The organism is Streptomyces sp. NBC_01351 (assembly GCF_036237315.1).
Taxonomy (GTDB): domain Bacteria; phylum Actinomycetota; class Actinomycetes; order Streptomycetales; family Streptomycetaceae; genus Streptomyces.
Genome location: NZ_CP108356.1, coordinates 4924125 through 4946371, shown reverse-complemented (window position 1 = coordinate 4946371; position 22247 = coordinate 4924125). Strand labels below are relative to the sequence as shown.

Sequence of the window (22247 nt, the reverse complement as noted above, 5' to 3'; positions counted from 1 at the left end):
GGCGTCACCCTGTCACTCATCCACGCGGGGAGGCATGGATGGGCAGGAGCCGCAGAACAATTCCGGAGGAGCTTCTGCTGCTCGCCTTGGACCCGACCACGGGCACCACGGCGCAGCCGCAGTCGCTCGACCTCGGCCTGGCCGGGGCACAGCTAGTGGAGCTGGCTCTGGCAGGACGGATAGCCCCTGACGGGGATCGTATCGCCGTGGTGATGCCACGGCCGACAGGAGATCCGACTCTGGACTCCGCACTGGAACTGCTGCGCAGGCGCGGCAGCCCGGTACGGGCCGTCCACTGGATCGGTGGACCCCGGCTGGGGCTCCGCCAGATTTACCTGGCGCACCTGGAGCGCTGCGGCATGGTTCATGCCGTCGCGGGACAGATGTGCGGGGTGTTGCCGACCGTTCGCTACCAGGCGACCGACACGGCGATCAGCCGGGAGATCCGTGCCCGGCTGGACACGGCGATCCGCACCGGTGTACCACCGGACCCGCGGACCGCGGCGCTCGCCGCACTGGCCCACGCGGTCGGACTCGGCAAGCACCTGTACCCCGGCAACGAGGGGCGGTCGTCCAGGTCCCGGCTGCGGGACCTGATCCGGCACGACCCGATGGGCGGACTGGTGGCGCACGCCGTCATGGACGTCCAGAACGGTGTGGCGGCACAGCCGCGCCGCGACCGCGCACCGGCCCAGCCGCCCGCCCGGGCCACGGCGAGCAGCGTTCCGCTGCAGCCGCGCCGGACGGGTGCGATGGCCCGCGCGGCCGCGCACTGATCGAAGCTCCACCCGTTCGAGAGTCACCAGCGCGCGGGGTGGCGGGTCCGGTTCACCGGTCCCGCCACCCCGCGCGTCTGCTTTTCCCCCGTTTTCCCCGCCGGTCGCCGCCCTTCCCTGCCGTTCCCCAGCGGCGCCGCACTCTTCGGTGGCAGTCTGCTCAACACCAGACACGCAGAGAGACAGCTGGAGAGACAGCTGCTGCACGACAGAAGAAGGCGGAGGTGCCGTTCACGTGGCGTCCAATGTCAATCCCACCGTCCGACGCCGCCGACTGGGCATGGAGTTGCGCAAGCTCCGTGAGGACAAGGGCATGACGGCCGAGCAGGTCGCCGAGCGCCTTCTCGTCTCCCAGTCCAAGATCAGCCGGCTGGAGAACGGCCGCCGTTCCATCAGCCAGCGCGACGTCCGCGACCTGTGCGACGTGTACGAGGTCGAGGACCGCCGGCTCGTCGACTCCCTCATGCAGATGGCGAAGGACTCCCGCCAGCAGGGCTGGTGGCACGCCTTCGGCGACATCCCGTACAGCGTCTACATCGGCCTGGAGACGGACGCCGCCAGCCTGCGCACGTACGAGCCCCAGATGGTCCCGGGCCTGCTCCAGACCCCGGAGTACGCCCAGGCCCTCATCCGCGGTGCGCTGCCCGAGACGGCCCCGCTCGACGTGGAGAAGCGCGTCCAGGTCCGGATGCACCGCCAGAAGCGGCTCTCCGAGACGGACAACAACAACCCGGACGTGGGACCGCTGCGGCTGTGGGCCGTCATCGACGAGGCGGCGCTGCGCCGCCACGTGGGGGACGCGCAGCTGATGATCCAGCAGCTCCAGTACTTGATAGAGCAGTCCGAGCAGCCGTACATCACGGTGCAGGTGATGCCCTTCTCGATGGGCGCGCACCCGGGCATGAACGGCCAGTACGCCATTCTGGAATTCCCGGACGCCTCGGACTCGACCGTGGTCTACATCGAGGGCGTCACGAGCGATTTGTACCTGGAGAAGGCCAACGACGTTCAGAAGTACAGCGTGATGTACGAGCACCTGCGCGCCCAGGCCCTCAACGCCGAGCAGACGCGGCAGTTCATCGGCGAGATCATCGAGCACTATGCGGGCAAGGGGAAGTAAAGAGCCGGAAAGGGGCCGGAAAGGGGCAGGTCGCGAGGAGGGCCCGTACGGTACACCGTCACTCCCCGGCCACAGAAGGCCTGAATGGAATATGCCACTCGGTCGGGTGAACGACCCCTTCACCCGCCGGAAGGTGCGGGTAGCGTCGATCACGTCGGCCGGAAAGCACGAATTTCGGCCGACGCCCCACTGGCACTACTCGCTGAACCGGAGAGAAACATGGCTATTCGTCAGGGCGCCACGGAAAACTGGACCAAGTCCTCCTACTCCGGCGGAAACGGCGCCTGCGTCGAGGTCAAGTCCCCCGTCATGGAGGCCATCGCGGTCCGTGACTCGAAGGTGCAGGACGGCCCGTCCCTCACCTTCGCGCCCGGCTCCTGGACCTCGTTCGTCGCCGATGTCACCGAGGGCCGGATGGGGCGCCTCGCCTGAACGTCACGGCATGCGTCCCAACCGCCTCATCGGTACGACCACCAGCACCATCCGCAGCACCAGCACCACTCGCGCCACCAGCACCACCGACTGGAGCCCTCTCGACCGGCACGCCGTCCTGGCCGAGGGGGCTCGGCCATGTCCGCGTACCTGCGGCGCTCAGCGCAGCTGGTCGACGTACCGGTCGGTACCCGGCACCGTCGGGATGAACGGCGCCACCAGCTCCACCCGCCCCAGCCCCGCTTCCGCGACCTCCGTGTCCAGCCCCTGGAAGCGGTCCCAGCAGGTCCGCGGATCGGCTTCGAGGAACCACAGCAGCGTGAGGCGGGTGTCGACCCCCTCCACCTGTTTGACGTAGGTCATCCGGTCGCCGGGCAGCGGCGTCGGCCGGAAGACCGTCACCATCGCGGCCGGCGAGCCGTGCAGCCGCTTCGGCAGGGCGCGCGAGCGCAGCCACTCCAGCAGCTCGGCCCGCTGCTCGGGTCCGTCGGCGTCGACGACCTGGACGACGAGCCCGGCGTACGGGTGGTCGAGGGCGTGGAAGTCGCGGGGGCCGGCGGCGCCGTCGCGGTAGACGGTGGCCTGGTGGTCCTGGAAGGACGTGAAGACGTGCGTCCGGTCCTGGTAGACCCGGCCGTCCCGGTTGAGGCGCTTGTTGATGCCGACGGTCCACTTCATGTGCTCGTCGTAGCGGCCCTCGGTGACCCAGTACGTCGAGATGTAGCAGCCCGCCGTGACCGGCTGGGCGACCGCCGACTTCTCCGGATAGCGCAGCTCCTGGAGTTCGCGGGTGGCCACCCAGCGGCGGCCGGCGTACATCCAGGGCATGGCCATGGCGCCGGCGTAGTAGTGGTCGTCCTCGTACCAGCGGTTGTACGCGAACTCGTGGCCCGGGTGCGGTTCCACCATGGTGATCAGCGCGTGGCCGGGGCGGACGCCGTACGGGCCCACGGCTGCGAGCTCGGCGTAGTCCCCGACGCGGGTGTCGGCGGTCTGGTGTTCCCGTTGGTTCTCTGTCGTCATGGGACCGGTCTAGCTGATGTGGCGTCAGATCGGGAGGGGTCGGGCGCGGTCGGACGGGCGTCAGGGTCCGCCCGTCCGGCCGTTCGGCGGCGTCCGGCGGCCGGCCGGCTCACCATCCGATATATACATGCTGCATACAGGCTTCTCTGGTTACGATGCGCGCACCCGACTCCCGAGGAGCCACCGTGCCTGCTGCCGCAGCCGCTTCCGCCGTCGCACCGCCCTCGTTCGCCACCCGCGCCACCTCCGTGGAAGGTTCCCCCGTACGCGAGATACTCGCGCTCACCGAACGCCCCGGCGTGATCTCCTTCGCCGGGGGCCTCCCCGCACCCGAACTCTTCGACGCCGAGGGCCTGCGGGCCGCCTACGACACCGCCTTCGCGGACTCGGCACGGCGCGCGCTCCAGTACTCCACCACCGAAGGCGCCCCGGAACTCCGCGAGGCCGTCGCCGCCCGGGCCACCGCGCGCGGGCTCGCCACCGGCGCGGACGACGTACTCGTCACCTCGGGCTCCCAGCAGGCCCTCACCCTCGTCGCCGGCACCCTGATCGAGCCCGGGGACGTGGTGCTGGTCGAGAACCCCACCTATCTGGCGGCGCTGCAGTGCTTCGGACTGGCGGGGGCGCGGGTGGTGCCCGTGCCCTGCGACACGGAGGGCATCATCCCGGAGGCGCTCGCGGACCTCGTCGTGCGGGAGCGCCCGAAGCTGCTCTACACCATCCCCACCTTCCAGAACCCGACCGGCCGCACCCTGCCGGCCGCCCGCCGCGCGGCGGTGGCCGAGATCGCCGCGCGCCTCGGGCTGTGGCTGGTGGAGGACGATCCGTACGGCGACCTGCGCTACGAGGGCGCCGACATCCCCTGGCTGGCCGCGCACCCGGGCGCGGAGGACCGTACGGCGCTGCTCGGCAGCTTCTCGAAGGTCATGGCGCCGGGCCTGCGGCTGGGCTGGCTCCGGGCTCCGGCGGCGCTGCGCCGGGCCGCGGTGGTCGCGAAGCAGGCGGCGGACCTCCACACGTCCACGGTGGACCAGCTGGCCGCCGCCCACTACCTCGCCGCGGTGGACCTGGACGCCCACATAGCCACGGTCCGCACGTCGTACCGCGAGCGCCGCGACGCCCTGCAGACGGCCCTGAGCCGGACGTTCCCGGCGGACTGCGACTGGAACCTGCCCGCGGGCGGCATGTTCGTCTGGGCCCGCCTCCCCGAGGACCACGACGCGACGGCCCTCCTCAGGACGGCCGTGGCCCACGGCGTCGCCTTCGTCCCCGGAGCCCCCTTCTACACGGGCACCCCGGACCCCCGCACGCTGCGCCTGTCGTTCACGACGCACACCCCGCCCGAAATCGCCGAGGGCGTCACCCGCCTGGGCACGGCGCTGGCGGAGTACGGGGCAAAGGACCTCAGTGCTGAAGCGCGACCTTGAGGAGCACGATGAGCAGCCCGAGGAGGAGGTTGATCGCACCGGCGACAGCCATCAGCCCCCGTGAGGCGCCGGCGCGGCTTGCGGCCACGGTGGCCCAGCCGACCTGTCCGACCAGAGCGACCGCGAGCGCCAGCCATGCCATTTCCTGAGGCCCCAGTCCGAGGAGCGGGCTGATGCCCGCGGCCAGGGCCGGTGGCACGGCCGCCTCGATGATCGGGCGCTCCTCCCTGGATGTACGGCGGATCACGCTCCAGCTCAGGTGGTGCACCATGCGGGCCCCGAAGAGGCGGGAGAAGACGTGGGCGGCCCAGAACACCACACCGGTGGCCAGCAGCAGCGCGACGAGATGCAGCCGCGGAAACGTGCCGAGGGTTCCGGCACCGACCACCACGGAGGCGGCGAGCAGTGAGCCGTAGACGGCGCCGGTGTAGTCCCCTCGGACCTCCGGGGCCCTCTCCTCTGGGGCGTCCGAGGGTGCTATGACTCGGCCCCGGACTTCGTGATGGGCCGCTTGAGTTCGATCTCCATCTCGATCTCCCCGTCGCCCACTTCGACCTCGATCTCGGTGCGGAGCTCGTCGGGGACCCGCAGGCTCATCGTCCCGGGGCCGAGTTCCGGTTCTGCGTTGCCGCCGTGCCTCGCCTCCGCGAGGGCCGAGAGCTGATCGGCGGCCTCAAGGCGTGAAAAGGAACGCTTCTGCTCAAACTTGAGGTCCTTCACGGATGTCTCCATTCCGCTGGGAACGGCGGGTCAGGCTCATTGTGACGCCGCGCAGCAGGTCGGGCATCCCGGGCGCGGCCGGGCCGAGGTGGTGCGCCCGCCGTCACGCGGCACGCCCCCCGCCGGACCGGTCCGCCGGCGGGTCCGCCGCCGGGTCCGGCTGCGGCCGGTTGAGGGCCAGTGCGAGGACGTCACGCCACTGCATGGGCGGACTGACCTGCGGGGCCCCCGGGCGAAGCCGCGGCACCAGTACGCGCAGGGCGCCCGGGCGGATGGAGCAGGTGACGGGTGCGGGCATGGTCAGGGCCTCTCCGTCCACGCCGACCGGGATGCTCTCAGCATCCGCTCCGATGACGACCTGGCGGGAGGTCAGTACGTGGAGGCCCGCCGCCCTCGAACCCCGCAGCGCGACGTCGGCCGCCTGGGCCGCGTTGTTGACCCGGATCCCGACGACACCCAGCACTCCGCGGTCGAGCCGGGACCTGCGGGTGCCCACGGCCGTCGGATCGGGGGACGCATAGGGATTGTTGCTGACCAGCAGCGCCTGCTGGGACTCCAGACGCGTCTCGTCACTCACCACGTCCAGGGGGCGGCCGGCGTACCCGAGCAGCAGGTCGGGCAGTGCGGCCAGTGCCGTGTCCGCCTTGGCGTCCCGGTATTCGGGGCGCTGCACGATCTCCGCGTAGACGCCGAACGAGGCCGTGTTGACGAAGGTGTGGCCGCCCACGACGCCCAGGTCGATCCGGAGTTCCTCCCCGTCGCTCAGCGCGTCCAGGCACCGGGACGGGTCGTCGCGGTCCAGGCCGAGGTCCATGGCGAGGTGGTTCCTGGTGCCCGCGGAGATCACCAGGAACGGCAGGTCGTGCTCGGCGGCCACCTCGGCCACCAGGGCCTGGGTGCCGTCGCCGCCCGCCACCCCGAGCAGGTCCGCGCCGTCGGCCACCGCCTGGCGGGCGATGGCGGCGACGTCCGTCTTGACCGCCGTATCGAGCAGTACGACCCGGGCGCCCAGCGCCTCGGCTTTCTCGACCAGGCCGAACCGGCCGACCTTCCCACCGCCCGACTTCGGGTTCATGATCAGCACCGGATGCCGGGGGAGGGAGCCCGCGACCGCCTTCATGCCCGCGGGTTTGCGCACCGCGCGCAGCGCCGCCCGCGCGCACCACACGGCGGCTGCCCACAGCACGATCGCGGCGATCGCCGTGGGCCACAGGTCCGCCCGGGCGTAGATGACCAGGATGGCCACCGGCGCGGCCACCACCAGCAGGGTCCCGATCAGCCGGACCGTCCCGCGATGGGACACCACCCACCAGGTGCCCATGGCGGTGAGCGCCGCGCCGGCCACCCCGACCACGAGGATGAGCAGCCCGCCGACACCGCCGGCGGCCAGCAACGCCACCACCGCACCCAGCGCGCAGACCAACGCCAGCAGGGCCGACAGCCGGGCGCCGCGCGGAGGTCCGTCGGCGGGCTTCGAAAGCGGCATGGTCCTCACGTCCTCGTCAGGCGGCGGGCGCCGCGGTCCGGCGGGAAACGAACTTGCCCGACTCCCACAGGAGCAGCAGTGCGACGGGGGCCAGCAGGGCCCACCCGAACTGGGCGAGGGTGAGCTCGGTGGTGTCGAGCATGCGTTGGAAGGCGTCCATCTGCGTCACCATGACCGCCAGGACGAACTCGGACAGGGCCGCCAGGTTCATCGGTCTGCTGTCGAACGTGCTGGTGGTCAGCGCGCTGGCGCGCTCGCTGCGGCATTCGTAGGCCGCCACGATCAGGCAGAGGGCGAAGGCGGTGAAGGCGATCGAGTTGCCGGTCTTCAGGCTGCCGTAGTGCCGCTCGCCCAGGGTGATCAGCAGGAGCAGGGCGATGGTGACGGCCAGCCCGCTCAGTCCGACGGTGAGCATGACGGACCTGGTCAGCAGCGATTCGCCGCGGGGGCGCGGGGTCCGCCGCATCAAGCCGGGGCTCGCCAGGTCGAAGCCCAGGGCGAAGCCGAAGGGCGCGTTGACGACGAAGTGGATCCACAGCACCTGCGCCGGGGTGAAGGGTTCACCGGCGGCGATGTTGAAGATCGTCGCGCCGAGGAAGGTCAGGACGAAGGTGACCAGGAGCATCAGGACGAAGCGGATGTACTTGGTGAGGTTGTCGTAGAGCTTCCGCCCCTCCTCGACCGCGTACACGATGGTGGCGAAGTTGTCGTCGGAGAGGATCATCCGGCCGGCGTTCTTGGCCACGTCGGTGCCGCTGCCCATGGCGATGCCGATGTCGGCGGCCTTGATGGCGGGCGCGTCGTTGACCCCGTCTCCGGTCATCGCGACGACCTCGCCCTTCTTCTTGAGCGTGTCGGCGAGCAGGACCTTGTGCTCGGGCGCGACCCGGCCGACCACCCCGATGTCGTCGATCCGGGCCAGTCGTTCGTGCTCCGGCATGGCGGCGAACTCCGCCCCGAGGATCGCCCCGCCCGGGATCCCGAGCTGCCGGGCGATGGCCTCACCGGTGGTGACGTCGTCGCCGGTCACCATGCGGACCCGGATGTTGGCGGCCTGGGCGTCGGCAACGGCGTCCCTGGACTCCGCCCGGGGCGGGTCCACCATGCCGACCAGACTGGTCATCCGCAGGCCGGTGACGAGCGCGAGCAGGTCTCCGTCCGGGTCGAACCGAGCCGGGTCCAGGTCGCGCTCGGCCGCCGCCATCACGCGGCGGCCCTCACCGCCCATCCGTTCGGACTGGGCCGCGGCGCGGCCCTGCAGGTCGTCGTCCCAGGGGACGGTCCGGCCTTCGGCGAGCGCGGTGGCGGCACGGGAGGTCACGGCCGGCGCCGCCCCCTTGACGAAGCAGCGCACCACCGGCCGGCCCGCCCCGTCGACGGCCGCGTTGAAGGTGGCCATCAGCTTGTACTCGGGGTCGAACGGCAGCGTGGCGAGCCGGGGGTAGCGCTCCCGGGTGGCGTCGATGTCCAGACCGGCCTTGTGCCCGAGGACGAGCAGCGCCCCCTCGGTCGGGTCGCCGACCACCGTGCCGTCCACCAGCTTGGCGTCGCTGGCCACGAGGAACGGAAGGATGGCGTCCTCGATGTCGGCGGAGGACCCGGCGGCGTGGTGGATCCGCCCCTCCAGGCCGTAGCCGCTGCCGGAGACGGTGTAGCGGTCGGTGGGGCTGAGCACCTCGACGACGGTCATCTGGTTCATCGTCAGGGTGCCGGTCTTGTCGGAGTTGATGGCCGAGGTGAAACCGAGGGTCTCCACGGACGGCAGTTCCTTGACGATGGCGTTGCGTCTGGCGAGGTTGAGACTGCCGACCGAGAGGATGACCTGCGTGACGGTGGGCAGCGCCTCCGGAATGGCGGCGATGGCCAGCGAGACGGCGCTGACGAACAGCGCGTCCCAGGCCTGGCCGCGGCTGCGTCCGAGGGCGAACATCACCACCATGGTCAGGCCGGCCGCCGCCGCGATCCACAGCGTCAGCCTGTTCAGTTCCCGGGTGAGCGGCGTCTGCTCCTTCTCCGTCGCCGAGAGCATCCCGGAGATCTTGCCCAGTTCCGTCCCGGCGCCCGTCCCGGTCACGATCAGGACGCCGCTGCCGTGGGTGACCGGGGTGTTCATGAACGCCATGGTCGACTGTTCGCCCGGGCCGAGCTGCTCGCCCGTCAGGGTTCCCGCGTCCTTCACCGCCGGCACGCTCTCGCCGGTCAGCGCCGACTCGTCGATCTGCAGCGCGCTGGCGCGGACGATGCGCCCGTCCGCCGGGACGGTGTCTCCGGCGGTGATGAGCACGACGTCCCCGACCACCAACTGCTCGGCCGGAACCTCCGCCTCGATCCCGTCCCGCCGGACCCGGGCCGTGGTCTTCATCATCGACCGCAGCGCGTTCATCGCGCTCTCGGCCTTGCCCTCCTGCCGCAGGCCGACGACCGCGTTGAACAGCGTCAGGACGATCAGCAGGATCGCCGTGCCCCACTCCTTGATCGCCAGCGCGACCGCGGCCGAGGCGACCAGGATGATCTGCATGTAGCTGCGGTACTGGTCGAGGAAGCGGAGCCAGCCCGGCCTCGTCTTCTCCTCGGGCAGCGCGTTCGGCCCGTTCGCGGCCAGCAGGTCCGCCGCCCGGGCCGCGGAGAGCCCGGCCTCCGGGTCCACGCCGAGCCGTGCCGCGACCTCCTGCGGCGGTGTCGCGTACCAGGGCCGCATGGCCGCAGCCGCTCCCGGCGGGTCAGTCTGTGCCGCCATGCCCGCACCTCCGATGCGCTGCGTTCCTCGACTCGGGTGCGGTTCGGACGGTCCGGTGCTCAGACACCGCGCTCGGCCTCGCGTCCGGCCGCGTACGGGTCGCGGGCGGCGCCCTCGGGGGCCTCCCGCTCCAGCCGCCGCTTGGCGGCCCGCAGCTCTTTGCGGGCCTTCTTCCCGACGGCCGGGTAGCGGGGGTCGATCTCCGTCAGCGTGTGCGCGAGCACCGCGGCGGCGCTGATGCGCGCGAACCACTTGCGGTCGGCCGGCACGACGTACCACGGCGCCCACGGGGTGCTCGTGGCCGAGATCATCTCGGAGAAGGCGCGCTGGTAGTCGTCCCACCGCGCGCGCTCGCGGACGTCCGCCCCGGAGAACTTCCAGTTCTTCTCCGGCAGGTCGATGCGTTTCAGGAAGCGGGTGCGCTGCTCCTCGTTGGAGAGGTTCAGGAAGATCTTCACCACTTTGAACCCGTTGTCGCAGAGGTAGCGCTCCCAGTCGTTGATCTCCCGGTAGCGGCGCTCCCAGACGTCCGGCCCCTTCGCCTCCTCGGGCAGCCTCTGCCGGTCGAGGTTCTCGGGATGCACCCGCACCACGAGGACCTCCTCGTAGTGCGACCGGTTGAAGATCGCGATCTCCCCGCGGGCCGGCAGGCGCTGCGCATAGCGCCACAGGTAGTCGTGGTCGAGTTCCTCGGCGGAGGGGACCTTGAAGCTGCTGACGTGGACGCCCTGTGGGTTGACCCCGCTCATGACGTGGCGGATGGTCCCGTCCTTGCCGCCCGCGTCGATCGCCTGGAGGCAGAGGAGCACGCCGTACGCGTCCTGGGCTGCCAGCTTCGCCTGGTACTCGGCGAGCAGGGCGACCCCGGTGCGCAGCAGCTCGGTGCCCTTGCGCTTCTTCATCCGGGCCTTGTACCGGGGGTCGAAGTCCCTTTCGAGGTCCACCCGGGAGCCCGGCTTCACGCGCAGCGGAGCGATGAACTTCGCGATCCGCCTGGCCTGCTTGTCCGCCATCGCCGGCACCGCTTCCTCTCGGTCCACGACGGGTTCGGGTCACCCGCCCGGCCACGTCCGCCGCGAGGGTCGCCGCGACCTGGTCCGGTCCGGTCGGACGCCCGGCGCGGCCGCTCTCGCGTCGACCCGAACCCTGTGTCCGATTCATGTGGGTACGTGCCACTCTCCGGTCGGTCGCCGGGCCCGTCAAACCGGGCGCCACCGTCCGGGCGCCACCGTCCGGGTTCCGCCGTCAGGGCGCCGCCCTCCGGGTGCAGCCGCCCGCTCACCCCCGGTCGGTCGGCCGCTCGTCCGGCCCGCGACCCGCGTCCCAGGCCCGGTAGGCGGCCACGGCACTGGGCAGCGTGGGGAAGATCCGGTCCCGGCCCACGGACCCGGTGAGCCCGTAGGCGTCCAGTTCGTCGCGCAGGTCCTGCTTGACCCGGGCCAGCGCGAAGACGATGTCGCGTCCGGCCAGCTCCGCCCGGAGTGCCTCCACCGAGTCCAGCGCGGTGATGTCGACCTCCACATTGGCCTCCGCATTGAGGACGAACCAGCGTACGGGGCCGGTCTCCTCGGCGACCGCGGCCAGCGCCCGCCGCCGGAAGTTCTCCGCGTTGGCGAAGAACAGCGGAGAGTCGTAGCGGTAGACGACCAGCCCGGGAACAGTACGGGCCTGCGGATAGTCGTCGATGTCGTGCATGCCGGGAACACCGGGCACCAGGCCCTGGACGGCGTCGTGCGGGCGCGCCACCCGGCTCAGCAGCTCCGCCACCGACAGACCCACGGCCACCAGCACCCCGTACAGGATGTCCAGGGCCAGCACCCCGGCCAGGCAGCCGATCGCCAGCAGGAACTCCCGGAGCCGGAATCCCTTCAGCCGTCGCAACCCGGCCAGGTCGATCATCCTGATCGCGGCGAAGACGACGAGCGCGCCGAGCACCGCCGACGGCGTGTACTTCAGCAGCGGACTCAGGAACAGCAGTACGGCGAGCACGGCGACGCCGGCCGCCAGCGCGTAGGCCTGGGTGCTCCCGCCGGCCGACTGGGCGAGCGCGGTGCGGCTGGCGCTGCTGCTCACCGGGAACCCGTGCAGGAACCCGGCGCCGACGTTGGCCCCGCCCAGGGCGAGCAGCTCCTGGTTGGCGTCCAGCTGCTCGCCCTTGTCGCGGGACTCGAAGGCCCGCGCGGTGAGGATCACATCGGTATAGCCGACGAGCAGCACCCCGAGTGCGGGGAGCAGCAGGACGCGCAGCTCGCTCAGGTCGGGTGGGGAGAAGCCGGGCAGTCCGGCCGGGATCTCACCGATCACGGCGATGCCGTGGTCCTGCAGACCGAACATCGCGACCACCGCCGTGCTGACGGCCACGGCCAGCAGCGGACCGGGGAACCTGGGAAGGAACCGGTCGAGGACGAAGAGGAAGAGCAGCGACGCCGCGCCGAGGACGACGGTGGCGGGGACCGCCTCCGAGAGGTGGCGCACGAAGTACGCCAGCTGCGGACCAAAACCCTCGCCCTCGACCGGCACCCCGGTGAGCTTGGAGAGCTGGTCCACCATCATGATCAGCGCCACCCCCGCCAGATAGCCGATCAGGACCGGCCGGGAGAGCATGTCGGCGACGAATCCCAGCCGGGCCAGCCATGCCAGCGCGAACAGCAGGCCGACCACCACGGCAAGGGTGGCGGCGAGCACCGCGTACCGGTCGGGGTCCCCCGCGGCCAGCGGCCCGACCACGGTGGCGGTCATCAGCGCCGTCGTCGACTCGGGCCCGACCGACAGCAGTCGGGACGAACCGAGGACGGCGTACACCGCCAGCGCCGGGAGGATCGCCCAAAGCCCCGCGACCGGTGGCAGACCCGCGACGCTCGCGTAGGCCATGACCTGCGGTACGAGGTACGCCGCGACGGTGGCGCCGGCCAGCAGGTCACCGCGCAGCCAGGCGCGCCGGTAGCCCGCCAGGACCGTGAGCCCGGGGAGCCGGGGGAGGGCGGATCGCCATCCGCTGCTGCGTGGGACAGGTTGCGGCATGGCTCTCCTTCCTTCCGCCCGGCTCATGATGCGACAGCGGCGGGCGGCACCGGGGGAAGTCGACCCCGGCGCGGCCGCGGCGGACCGTCCCGGCCCTCCGGGTACTTCCGACGGCCGAATCCGGAACACCCCACCGCGCGGCATCGCGCAGCCCGGGAGCACTGTGGGAGCACAGTGGGAGCACGGGAAGAGCGCACTGGGAGGCTCCGTGCACGGCGGCATGCGCAATGAGTGGGCCGGGCAGTGGGCGGCACAGGCCCGCGCCGCCGGAGGGGGCCTGCTCGGAAACCTGCTCGCCGACCTCGCCGACGACGTGCGGCGCGTGTCCAGGGCCGTGCAGCTGCGCCTGCCGGTCGAGGCCGCGGCGGCCGCATTGCGGGTCCCGCCCGCGGCACTGCCGCAGACGCTGGAACGGCTCGCCACTGCCGGACTGCTGACGTACCGGCTGACCGGGGCCGATGCGGAGCCGGTGCACGCCGCCATCACCCTGCACACGCCGACTGTGGCGGCGGGCGGCTGACGGCGGCGGCGGCGGCGGCAGTGCCGAACGTGGCGGACCGCTGACGGCAGCGGCCGGCCGCACGTCGGCTGAGATCCCCAGGGTCCCCGGTGCACGCGGAGGGGTACTCTGCAATCACGGCATTTGCGTCCATCTGCGTCCGGGGCGGTCACCTTCCAGGCCCGGCGCCGCTGTGTGGAGGAGCCGATGGAGGACCGCGACGCCCTGCGCACCGCGCCGCAGGAATCAGCCGCGCTGCGCGAGGCCGAGCAGCGCCTTCACCGCCGGTTCGACGCCACCACAGGGCCCGATGCCGTGGAGAGCGCCGTGGCGGAAGCCCGGGCCCGTTTCGACGGCAGCAAGATCCGCACCTTCGTCCCGATCCTCGTCGAACGCCGGGCCGCCGACACCCTCAAACGGCTGGGCACCTCATGGCAGGGCGCGGACCACCTCGGGGCCGCACTCCCCGCGGGCCGGCCGCCGTCTCCCGCACTGGCCGGCCGGGCGGCCGAAGCCGGGCCGGACGCGGTCGAGCGAGTGGCAGCACCTTCCGACCCGACAGGCGGTCGGCCTTCCCAAGGGCGGTACGGAGCCATACCCTGACGCACCGTCAGAGACTTGGTCCCGCCGCGGGAGGCGCGCCACGCTGCAAGGGAAGACCGTCATCGTCTCCGACGTCGGCGCCGAACCTCGCGAAGTCCGCCGCCGAGATCGGCCCCGACGGGATCCACACCGCTCCGCCTGTCCGCCCGCCTGTCCGCCTGCCCGCACGGCGGGAAAGCCCTGGTCACGAGTCGCCTGCGAGCCGTAGGGTCACGGACGACTTGTGACCGGGAACGACCGCGGGGGACTGCACATGCACGGACGAGTACGACGCGGATCTCTCGCCGCACTGGCCATCGGGCTGGGGCTGCTGACCGCGGGGTGCGGAGCCCTGTCCGGCACGGACGCCGAGGGCGCCTCCGCAGGCACCTCGGGCTCACCCTCGGCCTCGGCCTCGCCCGCCCCGAAGCCGCTCGACGCCGCGGCGCTCCTCGCCACGACCTGGCCCGCCGAGGCCCACCAGCTCAAGGCCTCGGCGGCCGAGGTGGGCCGACCGGCTGCGGTCACGTCGCTGTCGGATCCGGAGTGCGGGCAGTTCCTGGCCCTCAAGGACGGGGCGTCCGCGCCGGTGGTGGTCACGCAGGGCATCACCTTCAAGCGCGACACCTCGCGCGGCGGCATGATCATCGCTGCCTACGGAAGCCTCGCCGAAGCCCGTGACGCGTTCGCCCGGCTCCGCGAGACCCGCGGGGTCTGCCCGTTCTTCTCCGACGCGGGTTCCCCGAACGCCCCCGTGGTGACCCTCGTGGACCGGCCCGCCCCGGCCGAGGGCGACGAGGCCCTGGCCTTCGCGCTGGCCGTGGACGTTCCCGGACAGCGGGACACGCAGACGGAGGAGCACGTCGTCGCCCGGGTCGGCGCGGTGATCATCGACTTCCGGAAGATGTCGTCCGGCGACAAGGACTACCGCGAGGTCCCCACCTTCTTCATGTCCGGCCAGGTGACGAAGCTGGTGCAGGCGCAACGCTGACGCGGACGCGGACGCGGGCGCGGGGGCAGGGACTGGGGCCGGGGCGGGGACCAGGGGCTCGGGTGGCGGGGTCCTCCCCGCACCCCTTCACAACCCCGCCCCTCCCCCGTACCCTGACGCACCGTCAGATCCGTATCGGGTCAGGATCGGTTCGGCTCACCCCCGCCACCCCAGGAGGCGCGTCATGCTGCTGCAAGGGAAGACCGTCATCGTCTCCGGCGTCGGGGCCGGGCTCGGCCATCAGGTCGCCGCCACCGTGGTGCGGGACGGGGGGAACGCCGTGCTCGGGGCGCGGACCGAGGCCAACCTCGCGAAGTCCGCCGCCGAGATCGACCCCGCCGGGATCCACACCGCCTACCGGACCACCGACATCTCCGACGAGGCGCAGTGCGAGGCCCTGGTCGCGCTCGCGCAGGAGCGGTTCGGCGGGGTCGACGCCGTCGTGCACGTCGCCGCCTGGGACTCGTACTTCGGCGGGATCGAGGACGCCGACTTCGGGACCTGGCAGCAGATCATCGACGTGAACCTGCTGGGGACCCTGCGGATGACCCGCGCCTGTCTGCCCGCGTTCAAGCAGGGCGGCGGCGGTTCCGTGGTCATCATCGGGACGCAGTCCGCCGTCGCCGCGCCCAACGAGGTGCAGCAGGCCGCCTACGCCGCCTCCAAGGGCGGTCTGACCTCCGCCATGTACTCCATGGCCCGCGAGCTCGGCCCGCACCGGATCCGCGTCAACACCGTGCTGCCCGGCTGGATGTGGGGGCCGCCCGTGCAGGCCTTCGTCACCTTCACCGCCCACACCGAGGGCGTGCCCGAGTCCGAGGTCCACGCCCGGCTGACCGAGCGCATGGCGCTGCCCGACCTCGCCACCGACGGGGACGTCGCCGACGCCGCCGCGTTCCTGGCCTCCGACCGCGCACGGGCGATAACCGGCCAGTCGCTGCTGGTCAACGCCGGTGAGCTGATGCGATGACGCCCTCCACCCGCGCCCGAGCGGATCGTATGCTCACCGCATGACCACTCCGAGTGACGCTCCGACCGAAAACGCGATGCGCCGCGCGCTCCGGCGGGCACGCGACGGCGTCGCGCTCGACGCGACCGAGGCGGCCGTACTGCTCCAGGCGCGCGGCGAGGACCTGCGGGACCTCGCCGGCTCCGCCGCCCGCGTGCGGGACGCCGGGCTGGCCGCCGCCGGGCGGCCAGGTGTCATCACGTACTCCCGCAAGGTCTTCATCCCGCTGACCCGCCTGTGTCGCGACAAGTGCCACTACTGCACCTTCGTGACCGTGCCGGGCAAGCTCCGCAAGAGCGGCCACGGGATGTACCTGTCCCCCGACGAGGTCCTCGACATCGCGCGCCAAGGCGCTGCGATGGGCTGCAAGGAAGCGCTCTTCACCCTCGGCGACCGCCCCGAGGACCGCTGGCCCGAGGCCCGCGAGTGGCTCGACGCGCACGGGTACGACGACACGCTCGCCTACGTGCGCGCCATGGCGATCCGGGTGCTGGAGGAGACGGGCCTCCTCCCCCACCTCAACCCCGGGGTCATGTCGTGGTCGGAGTTGCAGCGGCTGAAGCCCGTCGCCCCGTCCATGGGCATGATGCTGGAGACCACCGCCACCCGCCTGTGGTCCGAGCCCGGCGGCCCCCACCACGGCTCCCCCGACAAGGATCCGGCGGTCCGGCTGCGGGTGCTGGAGGACGCGGGGCGGTCGAACGTCCCCTTCACCACCGGCGTGCTGATCGGGATCGGCGAATCCTACGAGGAGCGCGCGGACGCCTTCTTCGAGCTGCGGCGGATCCAGCGCAGCTACCACGGCATCCAGGAGGTCATCGTCCAGAACTTCCGCGCCAAGCCGGACACCGCCATGCGCGGCATGCCGGACGCGGAGCTGGAGGAGCTGGCCGCCGCCATCGCCGTCGCCCGGCACATCCTGGGCCCGAGCGCCCGCATTCAGGCCCCGCCGAACCTGGTGGACGCCGAGTACGCCCTGCTGATCGGGGCCGGGATCGACGACTGGGGCGGGGTGTCCCCGTTGACCCCGGACCACGTGAACCCCGAGCGCCCCTGGCCGCACATCAAGGAGCTGGCCGAGCGCACCGCCGCCGCCGGCTTCGAGCTGCGCGAACGCCTCACCATCTACCCGGAGTTCCTGCAGCGCGGCGAGCCCTGGCTGGACCCCCGGCTGCTGCCGCACGTGCGCGCGCTGGCCGACGCGGAGAGCGGGCTGGCCGATGAGGGCGCGACGGTGGAGGGGCGCCCGTGGCAGGAGCCCGACGAGGGCTTCGCCGCGTACGGGCGCACCGATCTGCACGCCACCATCGACACCGAGGGCCGTACCGGCGACCGCCGCGACGACTTCGACGAGGTATACGGCGACTGGGAGGCGCTGCGGGAGATGGCCGCGCCCGGGATGCTGCCCGAGCGCATCGACACGGACGTACGGGGCGCGCTCGCGCAGGCCGCCGACGATCCGACGAAGCTCACCGACGGGCAGGCCCTCGCGCTGCTCCACGCGGACGGGCCTGCCCTGGACGCGCTGTGCCGGATCGCCGACGACCTGCGCAAGTCGGTCGTGGGCGACGAGGTCACGTACATCGTCACGCGGAACATCAACTTCACCAACGTCTGCTACACCGGCTGCCGCTTCTGCGCCTTCGCGCAGCGCCGTACGGACGCGGACGCGTACACGCTCTCCCTGGACCAGGTCGCCGACCGCGCCGCCCAGGCCTGGGACGTGGGCGCGGTCGAGGTGTGCATGCAGGGCGGCATCCACCCGGACCTGCCCGGGACGGCGTACTTCGACATCGCGCGCGCGGTGAAGCAGCGGGTCCCCGGCATGCACGTGCACGCCTTCTCGCCGATGGAGGTCGTCAACGGGGCCACGCGCACGGGGATGTCCGTACGGGACTGGCTGACGGCGGCCAAGGAGGCCGGGCTGGACTCCATCCCGGGCACGGCGGCGGAGATCCTGGACGACGAGGTCCGCTGGGTGCTCACCAAGGGGAAGCTGCCGACGGCGGACTGGATCGATGTCGTCACGACCGCGCACGAGCTGGGGATCCGCTCCTCGTCGACCATGATGTACGGGCACGTGGACCAGCCGCGGCACTGGCTCGGCCACTTCCGCACGCTCGCCCGGATCCAGGAACGGACGGGCGGCTTCACGGAGTTCGTGACCCTCCCCTTCATCCACACCAATGCGCCGGTGTACCTCGCGGGGATCTCGCGGCCGGGCCCGACGGTGCGCGACAACCGGGCGGTGACGGCGATGGCCCGGATCCTGCTCCACCCGCACATCCCCAACATCCAGACGAGCTGGGTGAAACTGGGTGCGGAGGGCGCGGCCGAGATGCTGCGGTCCGGGGCGAACGACCTGGGCGGGACCCTCATGGAGGAAACCATCTCCCGTATGGCGGGGTCGAGTTACGGATCGTACAAGTCGGTCCAGGACCTGATCGCGGTCGCGGAGGCGGCGGGACGGCCCGCGAAGGCCCGTACGACGCTGTACGGGGAGGTGCCGCAGGAGCGACAGGACGCGGCGCGCGCGTCGGACGGGCACCTGCCGGAACTGCTGCCCGTACTGGACTGAGACGGGGGCGGGCCCGGGGAGTGGTAACCCCCGGGCCCGCCCCCTGTCCGTTCGGACGGCTGCCCGGCTACGGCACCGGGATAAAGCGACCGCCCTGACCCGCGTACACGGCGTCCGCGACCGAGCGCTCGCCGGCGTCGCCGGCCCTGTCCGTGGTGCCGCTCTGCCGGGTGAATGCCGTCATCAGGGTCGTCGGCGTCTCCGTCGAAAGGACGGGCGTCAGCAGGGTCGAGGAGCCGCCGCCGTCGAGGTTGAGGGCGTCGATCACGTTGAGCTCGCCGAGGGACGCGGTGATCTCCCCGTAAAAGGCGCCGTCGAAGTAGTACGTGTCACGGGGGCCCGTGATCGTGGCGAGCACGGTACGTCCGAACTGGTCGGTTCCGATGACGGTGCGCGCGGACCTGCAGATGTCACCCGCCGCCGCCGTTGTCTTCTTGACCCCGTCCGGCCCGTAGATACGTGAGCACGAGTCGTACTCGATGGTGATTCCGTTCGGGTCGTTCTCCTTGGCCTTGAACCGGTTGTCGCCGTTGAAGATGAGCTGCTCGCCGCCGGCGAGGATGTCCACGGACTCGTCCAGGGTGATCTTCCGGTCGAGTCCGGGGACCGCGAGGTCCATGAGCTCCTGGTCCACCTTCAGCGTGGCATGCTTGGCGCCCTGGTCGGTCAGCCACGCCGTCTCGGCGGCGCCGATCGCCTGGAGAATGCGGTGGCCCTTCGGTACGGTACGTCCGCCGCGCGGCCCGCCCTCGGTGATCAGGCCGTTGGCGTCCAGTACGACCTCGTAACCCAGTTGGTTGTCCGAGGCGACGTACGGGTTGAGGTTCGGCGTCGGCGTCGGCCTCGTGTAGCTGTCGGTGAAGAGCACGAACTCCGTCGAGTCCGCGTAGGCCGTGTGCTTGTCGCCGCCGCCGTCGGTGTACGACACCGGGGTGTCGCCCGCTTCGCGCGGGCATCCCATGGCAATCCCAGGGTTCCGGTTGATGTCGTCGAGGTCGTACTTGGTCGTGGCGTCCTTGTCGCTCGACACCGACATCACGGTCTTCAGTTTGGTGATGTACGGGATGCCGTACTGAAGGACGGCGCTGTACCGGTCCCTGTCCTCGCTGCAGCTCGCGCCCAGCAGCACGCCGTCACGGGCGGAGGCGCCGAAGCCCTGGATGCCCTCCCCCCCATCGGGCAGGAAGTATCCGCCGTTGGTCCCGGCGATCGGGACAGGGTCCATGAAGTCCAGCTGGGACCGGACGGTCTCCGCGACGCCCGCCGCGGTGCCGTACGTGCTCTCCAGGCGCAACGGGTGCTTGGCCGGGTCCAACCGCAGGATGTTCAGCTCGCGGGGCTGGGTGCGCGCGTCGGACTTCTTGGTCTCCTTGTAGCGGAAGTGCTCGACACCCGGGCTGACGACCCGACTGTCGGACTGCGCGGTCCACCCGGTGAGTGCGGGGACGAGCAGCGGTTCCTCGGCGGCGCTCGACGAGCCGGGTACGGCGATCAGCAGCGACGCGCTGAGGCTGACGACGACGGCGGTGACCAGGAAGCGCGGGCGGTGGGTGGATGTGGTCATCAGGAGCAGTCCGGCTTCGTCGAGAGCTTGTGGGAGAGGAAGGCCGTGGGCAGGGTCGTCGTGTCCCCGCTGAGCACGGCGAACGCGCGGTACTGGGTCGTCTCCCCGGGCTGGGTCCAGGTGCCCGTCTGCGACTCGCCCTTGTAGAAGCAGGCGCGCTGGTTCGTGCGGTTGCGCGTGGAGAGCGCGGGGCCGCCGAGCTCGGTTCCGTACGCGTTGGCGGCATCGGCCGGCGCGTACGCCTTCATCGCGCCGCGGCCGTTGCGCTCCTTGAAGACACAGACCTTGTCGTCCGGGCAGCGTTCGAAGCCCGTGAAGCAGAGGGCCTTGGAGGGCACGAGCTTGTGGGAGCTGACCTTGCCCTGGAGGGTGGTGCTCGTCCGGGAGAGGTTGCCATACCAGCCGGGCTTGACGGACTGCACGGTCGAGCCGTACTGGGCGTCCGCGTACAGGCACGCCCAGTACTCGGTGTTGTTGAAGACCGAGACGGTCTTGTCGTCCCAGCCGGTGTAGCTCAGGGTGCCGTGCGTCGGGTCAGTCGACGGCTGGTCCTTGAGGGGCTGGTCGGCCGCGGCCGCACTGGCGCTCGCGCCGTTCTCGGCGCTGTAGAGACACAGCTTTCCGGCGGCGCAGTCGTCGTAGGACGCCGCGCTCGCCGGGAGGGCGAACAGGACTGAGCAGAGGATTGCCAGGGCTCCGGTGATCAAGGAGCCGCGCAAGAGATTGATCTTCACATCTCAGACCTTGGCATGGCTTGATCAGAGCGCCAATTTTCTTTTCCGCGTCAGCCGACGAGCAGGTCCTTCTTGAGCTGCTTCAGCTCGTGGGCGTCGATGCCCAGGCCGTCCTTCAGGTAGCGGTCGAAGGAGCCGTACTTCGCCTTGACCTCGTCGTAGCCGGAGTTCAGGTACTCGGGGCGCACGTCGAGCATCGGCTTGTAGACGGCGGCGTGCGAGGCCGGCAGGTGGGAGAGGATCGCGTCGTTGGCGGCCTTGCGGTAGTCGTTGCTGGCCAGGTAGTCGGCCATGACGGTCTCGCTCGGTACGCCGAGGGCGGTCAGCAGCGCGGCGTTCGCCCAGCCGGTGCGGTCCTTGCCGGCGGTGCAGTGGAAGAGGACGGAGCGGGCGTCGTCGTCCTGGATGCCCTCGAAGACCTGGGTGTAGGCCTTCTTGCCGCCCTCCCCGCCGACCATCGCCCTTTCGGCGTCGATCATGGCCTTGACGGCCTCGTCGGGGGTCTTGGGCAGGGCCTGGAAGGAGCCGGAGCCCGCGAAGACGTCGGCGACGACGTAGGTGGCGCCGGCCGGGACCTTGTCGACGTCCTTGGTGCGCTCGTCCTGCATGCGCAGGTCGAAGACGGTCTTGACGCGCAGGCGCTGGAGCTTGGCCAGGTCGTTCGCGGTCAGCTTGTCGAGGGCGTCGGAGCGGTAGACCTCGCCCATCTTGACCCACTGGCCGGTGGTGGTGCGGTAGCCGCCCGCGTCGCGGAAGTTGACGGCCCCTTCCAGCTTGACCTGGCGGTCGGCGAGGCGCAGGCCCTCGCCGCGCGCGGGGTCGAAGTCGAACCACTGGCGGTCGGCGGCGGGCAGCCCGGTGACCACGACCTCGCCCTGGGCGCCGCCCTTGGCGACGACCTTGCCGTTCGCCTTGATCTCGACGCGGTGGGTGCCCTTGGCGTTCCACTTCAGGGTGAAGGAGCCGTCGGCGCCGGCGGTGACGCCGGCCTCGGTGAAGGGGATCGAGGACCGGCTGTTGTTGTTGTGGTGGCCGGACCAGGGGAGGTCCCATCCGGTGGCGGAGGCGGCGGGGACCGCGACCAGGGAGGCGGTGAGAGCGGAGGCGACGACGGTCGCGGCGAGCAGTGCCTTCTTCATGGCACCGACAGTGGGCGGCGGCGGGAAACGTCCGATGAACGAGGTGTGGCCGGGACCGGCCGACTCCAAGGCGAGTGGCAAAACGTGCCATCAGCCAGGTCGCGGCCGGAAATGTTCGTTTTCCGGCCGTTCTCCGCTCGCTTCCGGGCCGCGTGACACCCTCGTTCCGGAATCGATCGAACGTGTCCACTACAGTGCGGGTTCGCATGCGCGGCGGGGAGGCACGGATGCCGGGGGTGGATGAAGTGATCGGTACAAGCGACACGATGGACGACAAGGACGGCCCGGGCCACGACCCGGGCCCCCACACCGGAGCCCCCGCGAACGCCGCGCCCGCCGCGCCCGCCGCGCCCGGCGCGACGCCGACGCCCCCACACCCCGCCGCGGCCACGCCCGCGGGCACCCCGCT

The 22247-nt window shown here is 71.4% G+C and carries 19 protein-coding genes; 9 read left to right on the top strand and 10 right to left on the bottom strand.

The window, feature by feature from the left end; all coding sequences use genetic code 11:
- The first annotated feature begins 38 nt into the window (after window positions 1–38).
- The 3 genes from OG625_RS22885 to OG625_RS22875 all read left to right on the top strand — a co-directional run bounded on the left by OG625_RS22885 (window position 39) and on the right by OG625_RS22875 (window position 2328).
- Window positions 39–776, top strand: coding sequence for a GOLPH3/VPS74 family protein (locus tag OG625_RS22885; RefSeq protein WP_329384247.1), 738 nt, complete (start codon window positions 39–41; stop codon window positions 774–776).
- A gap of 235 nt (window positions 777–1011) precedes the next feature.
- Window positions 1012–1896, top strand: coding sequence for a helix-turn-helix domain-containing protein (locus OG625_RS22880; protein ID WP_329384245.1), 885 nt, complete (start codon window positions 1012–1014; stop codon window positions 1894–1896).
- Window positions 1897–2115: 219 nt separating this feature from the next.
- The gene (locus OG625_RS22875; protein WP_329384243.1) at window positions 2116–2328 is read left to right on the top strand and encodes a DUF397 domain-containing protein; all 213 of its coding nucleotides are present in this window, start codon (window positions 2116–2118) and stop codon (window positions 2326–2328) included.
- Window positions 2329–2487: 159 nt separating this feature from the next.
- Here the strand turns inward: OG625_RS22875 and OG625_RS22870 are convergent, their stop codons facing one another.
- Window positions 2488–3351 (bottom strand): hypothetical protein, encoded by an 864-nt coding sequence (locus OG625_RS22870; protein ID WP_329384240.1) that lies wholly within the window; start codon window positions 3349–3351, stop codon window positions 2488–2490.
- 155 nt (window positions 3352–3506) lie between these two features.
- Between OG625_RS22870 and OG625_RS22865 the strand changes: the two genes are divergently transcribed.
- Window positions 3507–4778 carry an aminotransferase-like domain-containing protein gene (locus tag OG625_RS22865; protein WP_329384237.1) on the top strand — a complete coding sequence of 424 codons (1272 nt, stop codon included), beginning with the start codon at window positions 3507–3509 and terminating at the stop codon, window positions 4776–4778.
- Here the strand turns inward: OG625_RS22865 and OG625_RS22860 are convergent.
- The 6 genes from OG625_RS22860 to OG625_RS22835 all read right to left on the bottom strand — a co-directional run bounded on the left by OG625_RS22860 (window position 4756) and on the right by OG625_RS22835 (window position 12742).
- On the bottom strand, window positions 4756–5259 hold the full coding sequence (locus OG625_RS22860; RefSeq protein WP_443067900.1) for a hypothetical protein: 504 nt from the start codon (window positions 5257–5259) through the stop codon (window positions 4756–4758). The genes OG625_RS22865 and OG625_RS22860 overlap by 23 nt on opposite strands.
- On the bottom strand, window positions 5256–5498 hold the full coding sequence (locus OG625_RS22855; RefSeq protein WP_329384231.1) for an amphi-Trp domain-containing protein: 243 nt from the start codon (window positions 5496–5498) through the stop codon (window positions 5256–5258). Before OG625_RS22855 ends, OG625_RS22860 begins: the two co-directional genes overlap by 4 nt.
- A gap of 103 nt (window positions 5499–5601) precedes the next feature.
- On the bottom strand, window positions 5602–6984 hold the full coding sequence (locus OG625_RS22850; protein WP_329384228.1) for a diacylglycerol/lipid kinase family protein: 1383 nt from the start codon (window positions 6982–6984) through the stop codon (window positions 5602–5604).
- 16 nt (window positions 6985–7000) lie between these two features.
- The gene (locus OG625_RS22845) at window positions 7001–9721 is read right to left on the bottom strand and encodes a cation-translocating P-type ATPase (RefSeq protein ID WP_329384226.1); all 2721 of its coding nucleotides are present in this window, start codon (window positions 9719–9721) and stop codon (window positions 7001–7003) included.
- A 59-nt stretch (window positions 9722–9780) separates the two neighbouring features.
- The gene (locus OG625_RS22840) at window positions 9781–10734 is read right to left on the bottom strand and encodes a polyphosphate kinase 2 family protein (protein WP_329384223.1); all 954 of its coding nucleotides are present in this window, start codon (window positions 10732–10734) and stop codon (window positions 9781–9783) included.
- A gap of 265 nt (window positions 10735–10999) precedes the next feature.
- Window positions 11000–12742 (bottom strand): SulP family inorganic anion transporter, encoded by a 1743-nt coding sequence (locus OG625_RS22835; RefSeq protein ID WP_329384220.1) that lies wholly within the window; start codon window positions 12740–12742, stop codon window positions 11000–11002.
- A gap of 163 nt (window positions 12743–12905) precedes the next feature.
- On the opposite strand from OG625_RS22835, the gene OG625_RS22830 reads away from it, so the two are divergent.
- The 5 genes from OG625_RS22830 (at window position 12906) to OG625_RS22810 (ending at window position 18401) form a co-directional block, all read left to right on the top strand.
- Window positions 12906–13262 carry a hypothetical protein gene (locus OG625_RS22830; protein ID WP_329384217.1) on the top strand — a complete coding sequence of 119 codons (357 nt, stop codon included), beginning with the start codon at window positions 12906–12908 and terminating at the stop codon, window positions 13260–13262.
- 186 nt (window positions 13263–13448) lie between these two features.
- Window positions 13449–13844: a three-helix bundle dimerization domain-containing protein gene (locus OG625_RS22825; protein WP_329384214.1), complete on the top strand. Its 396-nt coding sequence runs from the start codon at window positions 13449–13451 to the stop codon at window positions 13842–13844.
- A 253-nt stretch (window positions 13845–14097) separates the two neighbouring features.
- Entirely contained in the window at window positions 14098–14814 is a 717-nt protein-coding gene (locus OG625_RS22820; protein ID WP_329384212.1) for a hypothetical protein, read from the top strand.
- Between the two features lie 184 nt (window positions 14815–14998).
- Window positions 14999–15784: an SDR family oxidoreductase gene (locus OG625_RS22815; protein ID WP_329384210.1), complete on the top strand. Its 786-nt coding sequence runs from the start codon at window positions 14999–15001 to the stop codon at window positions 15782–15784.
- Between the two features lie 40 nt (window positions 15785–15824).
- Window positions 15825–18401, top strand: coding sequence for a bifunctional FO biosynthesis protein CofGH (locus tag OG625_RS22810; protein WP_329384208.1), 2577 nt, complete (start codon window positions 15825–15827; stop codon window positions 18399–18401).
- A 67-nt stretch (window positions 18402–18468) separates the two neighbouring features.
- Here the strand turns inward: OG625_RS22810 and OG625_RS22805 are convergent, their stop codons facing one another.
- Genes OG625_RS22805 through OG625_RS22795 form a run of 3 tightly spaced genes read right to left on the bottom strand, consistent with a single transcriptional unit; the run spans window position 18469 to window position 21838 of the window.
- Window positions 18469–19965 carry a phosphodiester glycosidase family protein gene (locus tag OG625_RS22805; RefSeq protein WP_329384206.1) on the bottom strand — a complete coding sequence of 499 codons (1497 nt, stop codon included), beginning with the start codon at window positions 19963–19965 and terminating at the stop codon, window positions 18469–18471.
- Window positions 19965–20699, bottom strand: coding sequence for a peptidase inhibitor family I36 protein (locus OG625_RS22800; RefSeq protein WP_329384203.1), 735 nt, complete (start codon window positions 20697–20699; stop codon window positions 19965–19967). The genes OG625_RS22805 and OG625_RS22800 overlap by 1 nt, the downstream gene beginning before the upstream one ends.
- Before the next feature lie 50 nt (window positions 20700–20749).
- Window positions 20750–21838, bottom strand: a complete 1089-nt coding sequence (locus OG625_RS22795) for a tyrosine-protein phosphatase (RefSeq protein ID WP_329384200.1) — start codon at window positions 21836–21838, stop codon at window positions 20750–20752.
- Window positions 21839–22247: the final 409 nt, after the last annotated feature.

What these genes read in the sequence shown, in the direction of transcription:
- OG625_RS22885 (WP_329384247.1), top strand. Translation starts at nt 39, where the DNA reads ATGGGCAGGAGCCGCAGAACAATTCCGGAGGAGCTTCTGCTGCTCGCC.
- OG625_RS22875 (WP_329384243.1), top strand. Translation starts at nt 2,116, where the DNA reads ATGGCTATTCGTCAGGGCGCCACGGAAAACTGGACCAAGTCCTCCTAC.
- OG625_RS22870 (WP_329384240.1), bottom strand. Translation starts at nt 3,351, where the DNA reads ATGACGACAGAGAACCAACGGGAACACCAGACCGCCGACACCCGCGTC.
- OG625_RS22865 (WP_329384237.1), top strand. Translation starts at nt 3,507, where the DNA reads ATGCGCGCACCCGACTCCCGAGGAGCCACCGTGCCTGCTGCCGCAGCC.
- OG625_RS22850 (WP_329384228.1), bottom strand. Translation starts at nt 6,984, where the DNA reads ATGCCGCTTTCGAAGCCCGCCGACGGACCTCCGCGCGGCGCCCGGCTG.
- OG625_RS22845 (WP_329384226.1), bottom strand. Translation starts at nt 9,721, where the DNA reads ATGGCGGCACAGACTGACCCGCCGGGAGCGGCTGCGGCCATGCGGCCC.
- OG625_RS22840 (WP_329384223.1), bottom strand. Translation starts at nt 10,734, where the DNA reads ATGGCGGACAAGCAGGCCAGGCGGATCGCGAAGTTCATCGCTCCGCTG.
- OG625_RS22835 (WP_329384220.1), bottom strand. Translation starts at nt 12,742, where the DNA reads ATGCCGCAACCTGTCCCACGCAGCAGCGGATGGCGATCCGCCCTCCCC.
- OG625_RS22825 (WP_329384214.1), top strand. Translation starts at nt 13,449, where the DNA reads ATGGAGGACCGCGACGCCCTGCGCACCGCGCCGCAGGAATCAGCCGCG.
- OG625_RS22820 (WP_329384212.1), top strand. Translation starts at nt 14,098, where the DNA reads ATGCACGGACGAGTACGACGCGGATCTCTCGCCGCACTGGCCATCGGG.
- OG625_RS22815 (WP_329384210.1), top strand. Translation starts at nt 14,999, where the DNA reads ATGCTGCTGCAAGGGAAGACCGTCATCGTCTCCGGCGTCGGGGCCGGG.
- OG625_RS22810 (WP_329384208.1), top strand. Translation starts at nt 15,825, where the DNA reads ATGACCACTCCGAGTGACGCTCCGACCGAAAACGCGATGCGCCGCGCG.
- OG625_RS22805 (WP_329384206.1), bottom strand. Translation starts at nt 19,965, where the DNA reads ATGACCACATCCACCCACCGCCCGCGCTTCCTGGTCACCGCCGTCGTC.
- OG625_RS22795 (WP_329384200.1), bottom strand. Translation starts at nt 21,838, where the DNA reads ATGAAGAAGGCACTGCTCGCCGCGACCGTCGTCGCCTCCGCTCTCACC.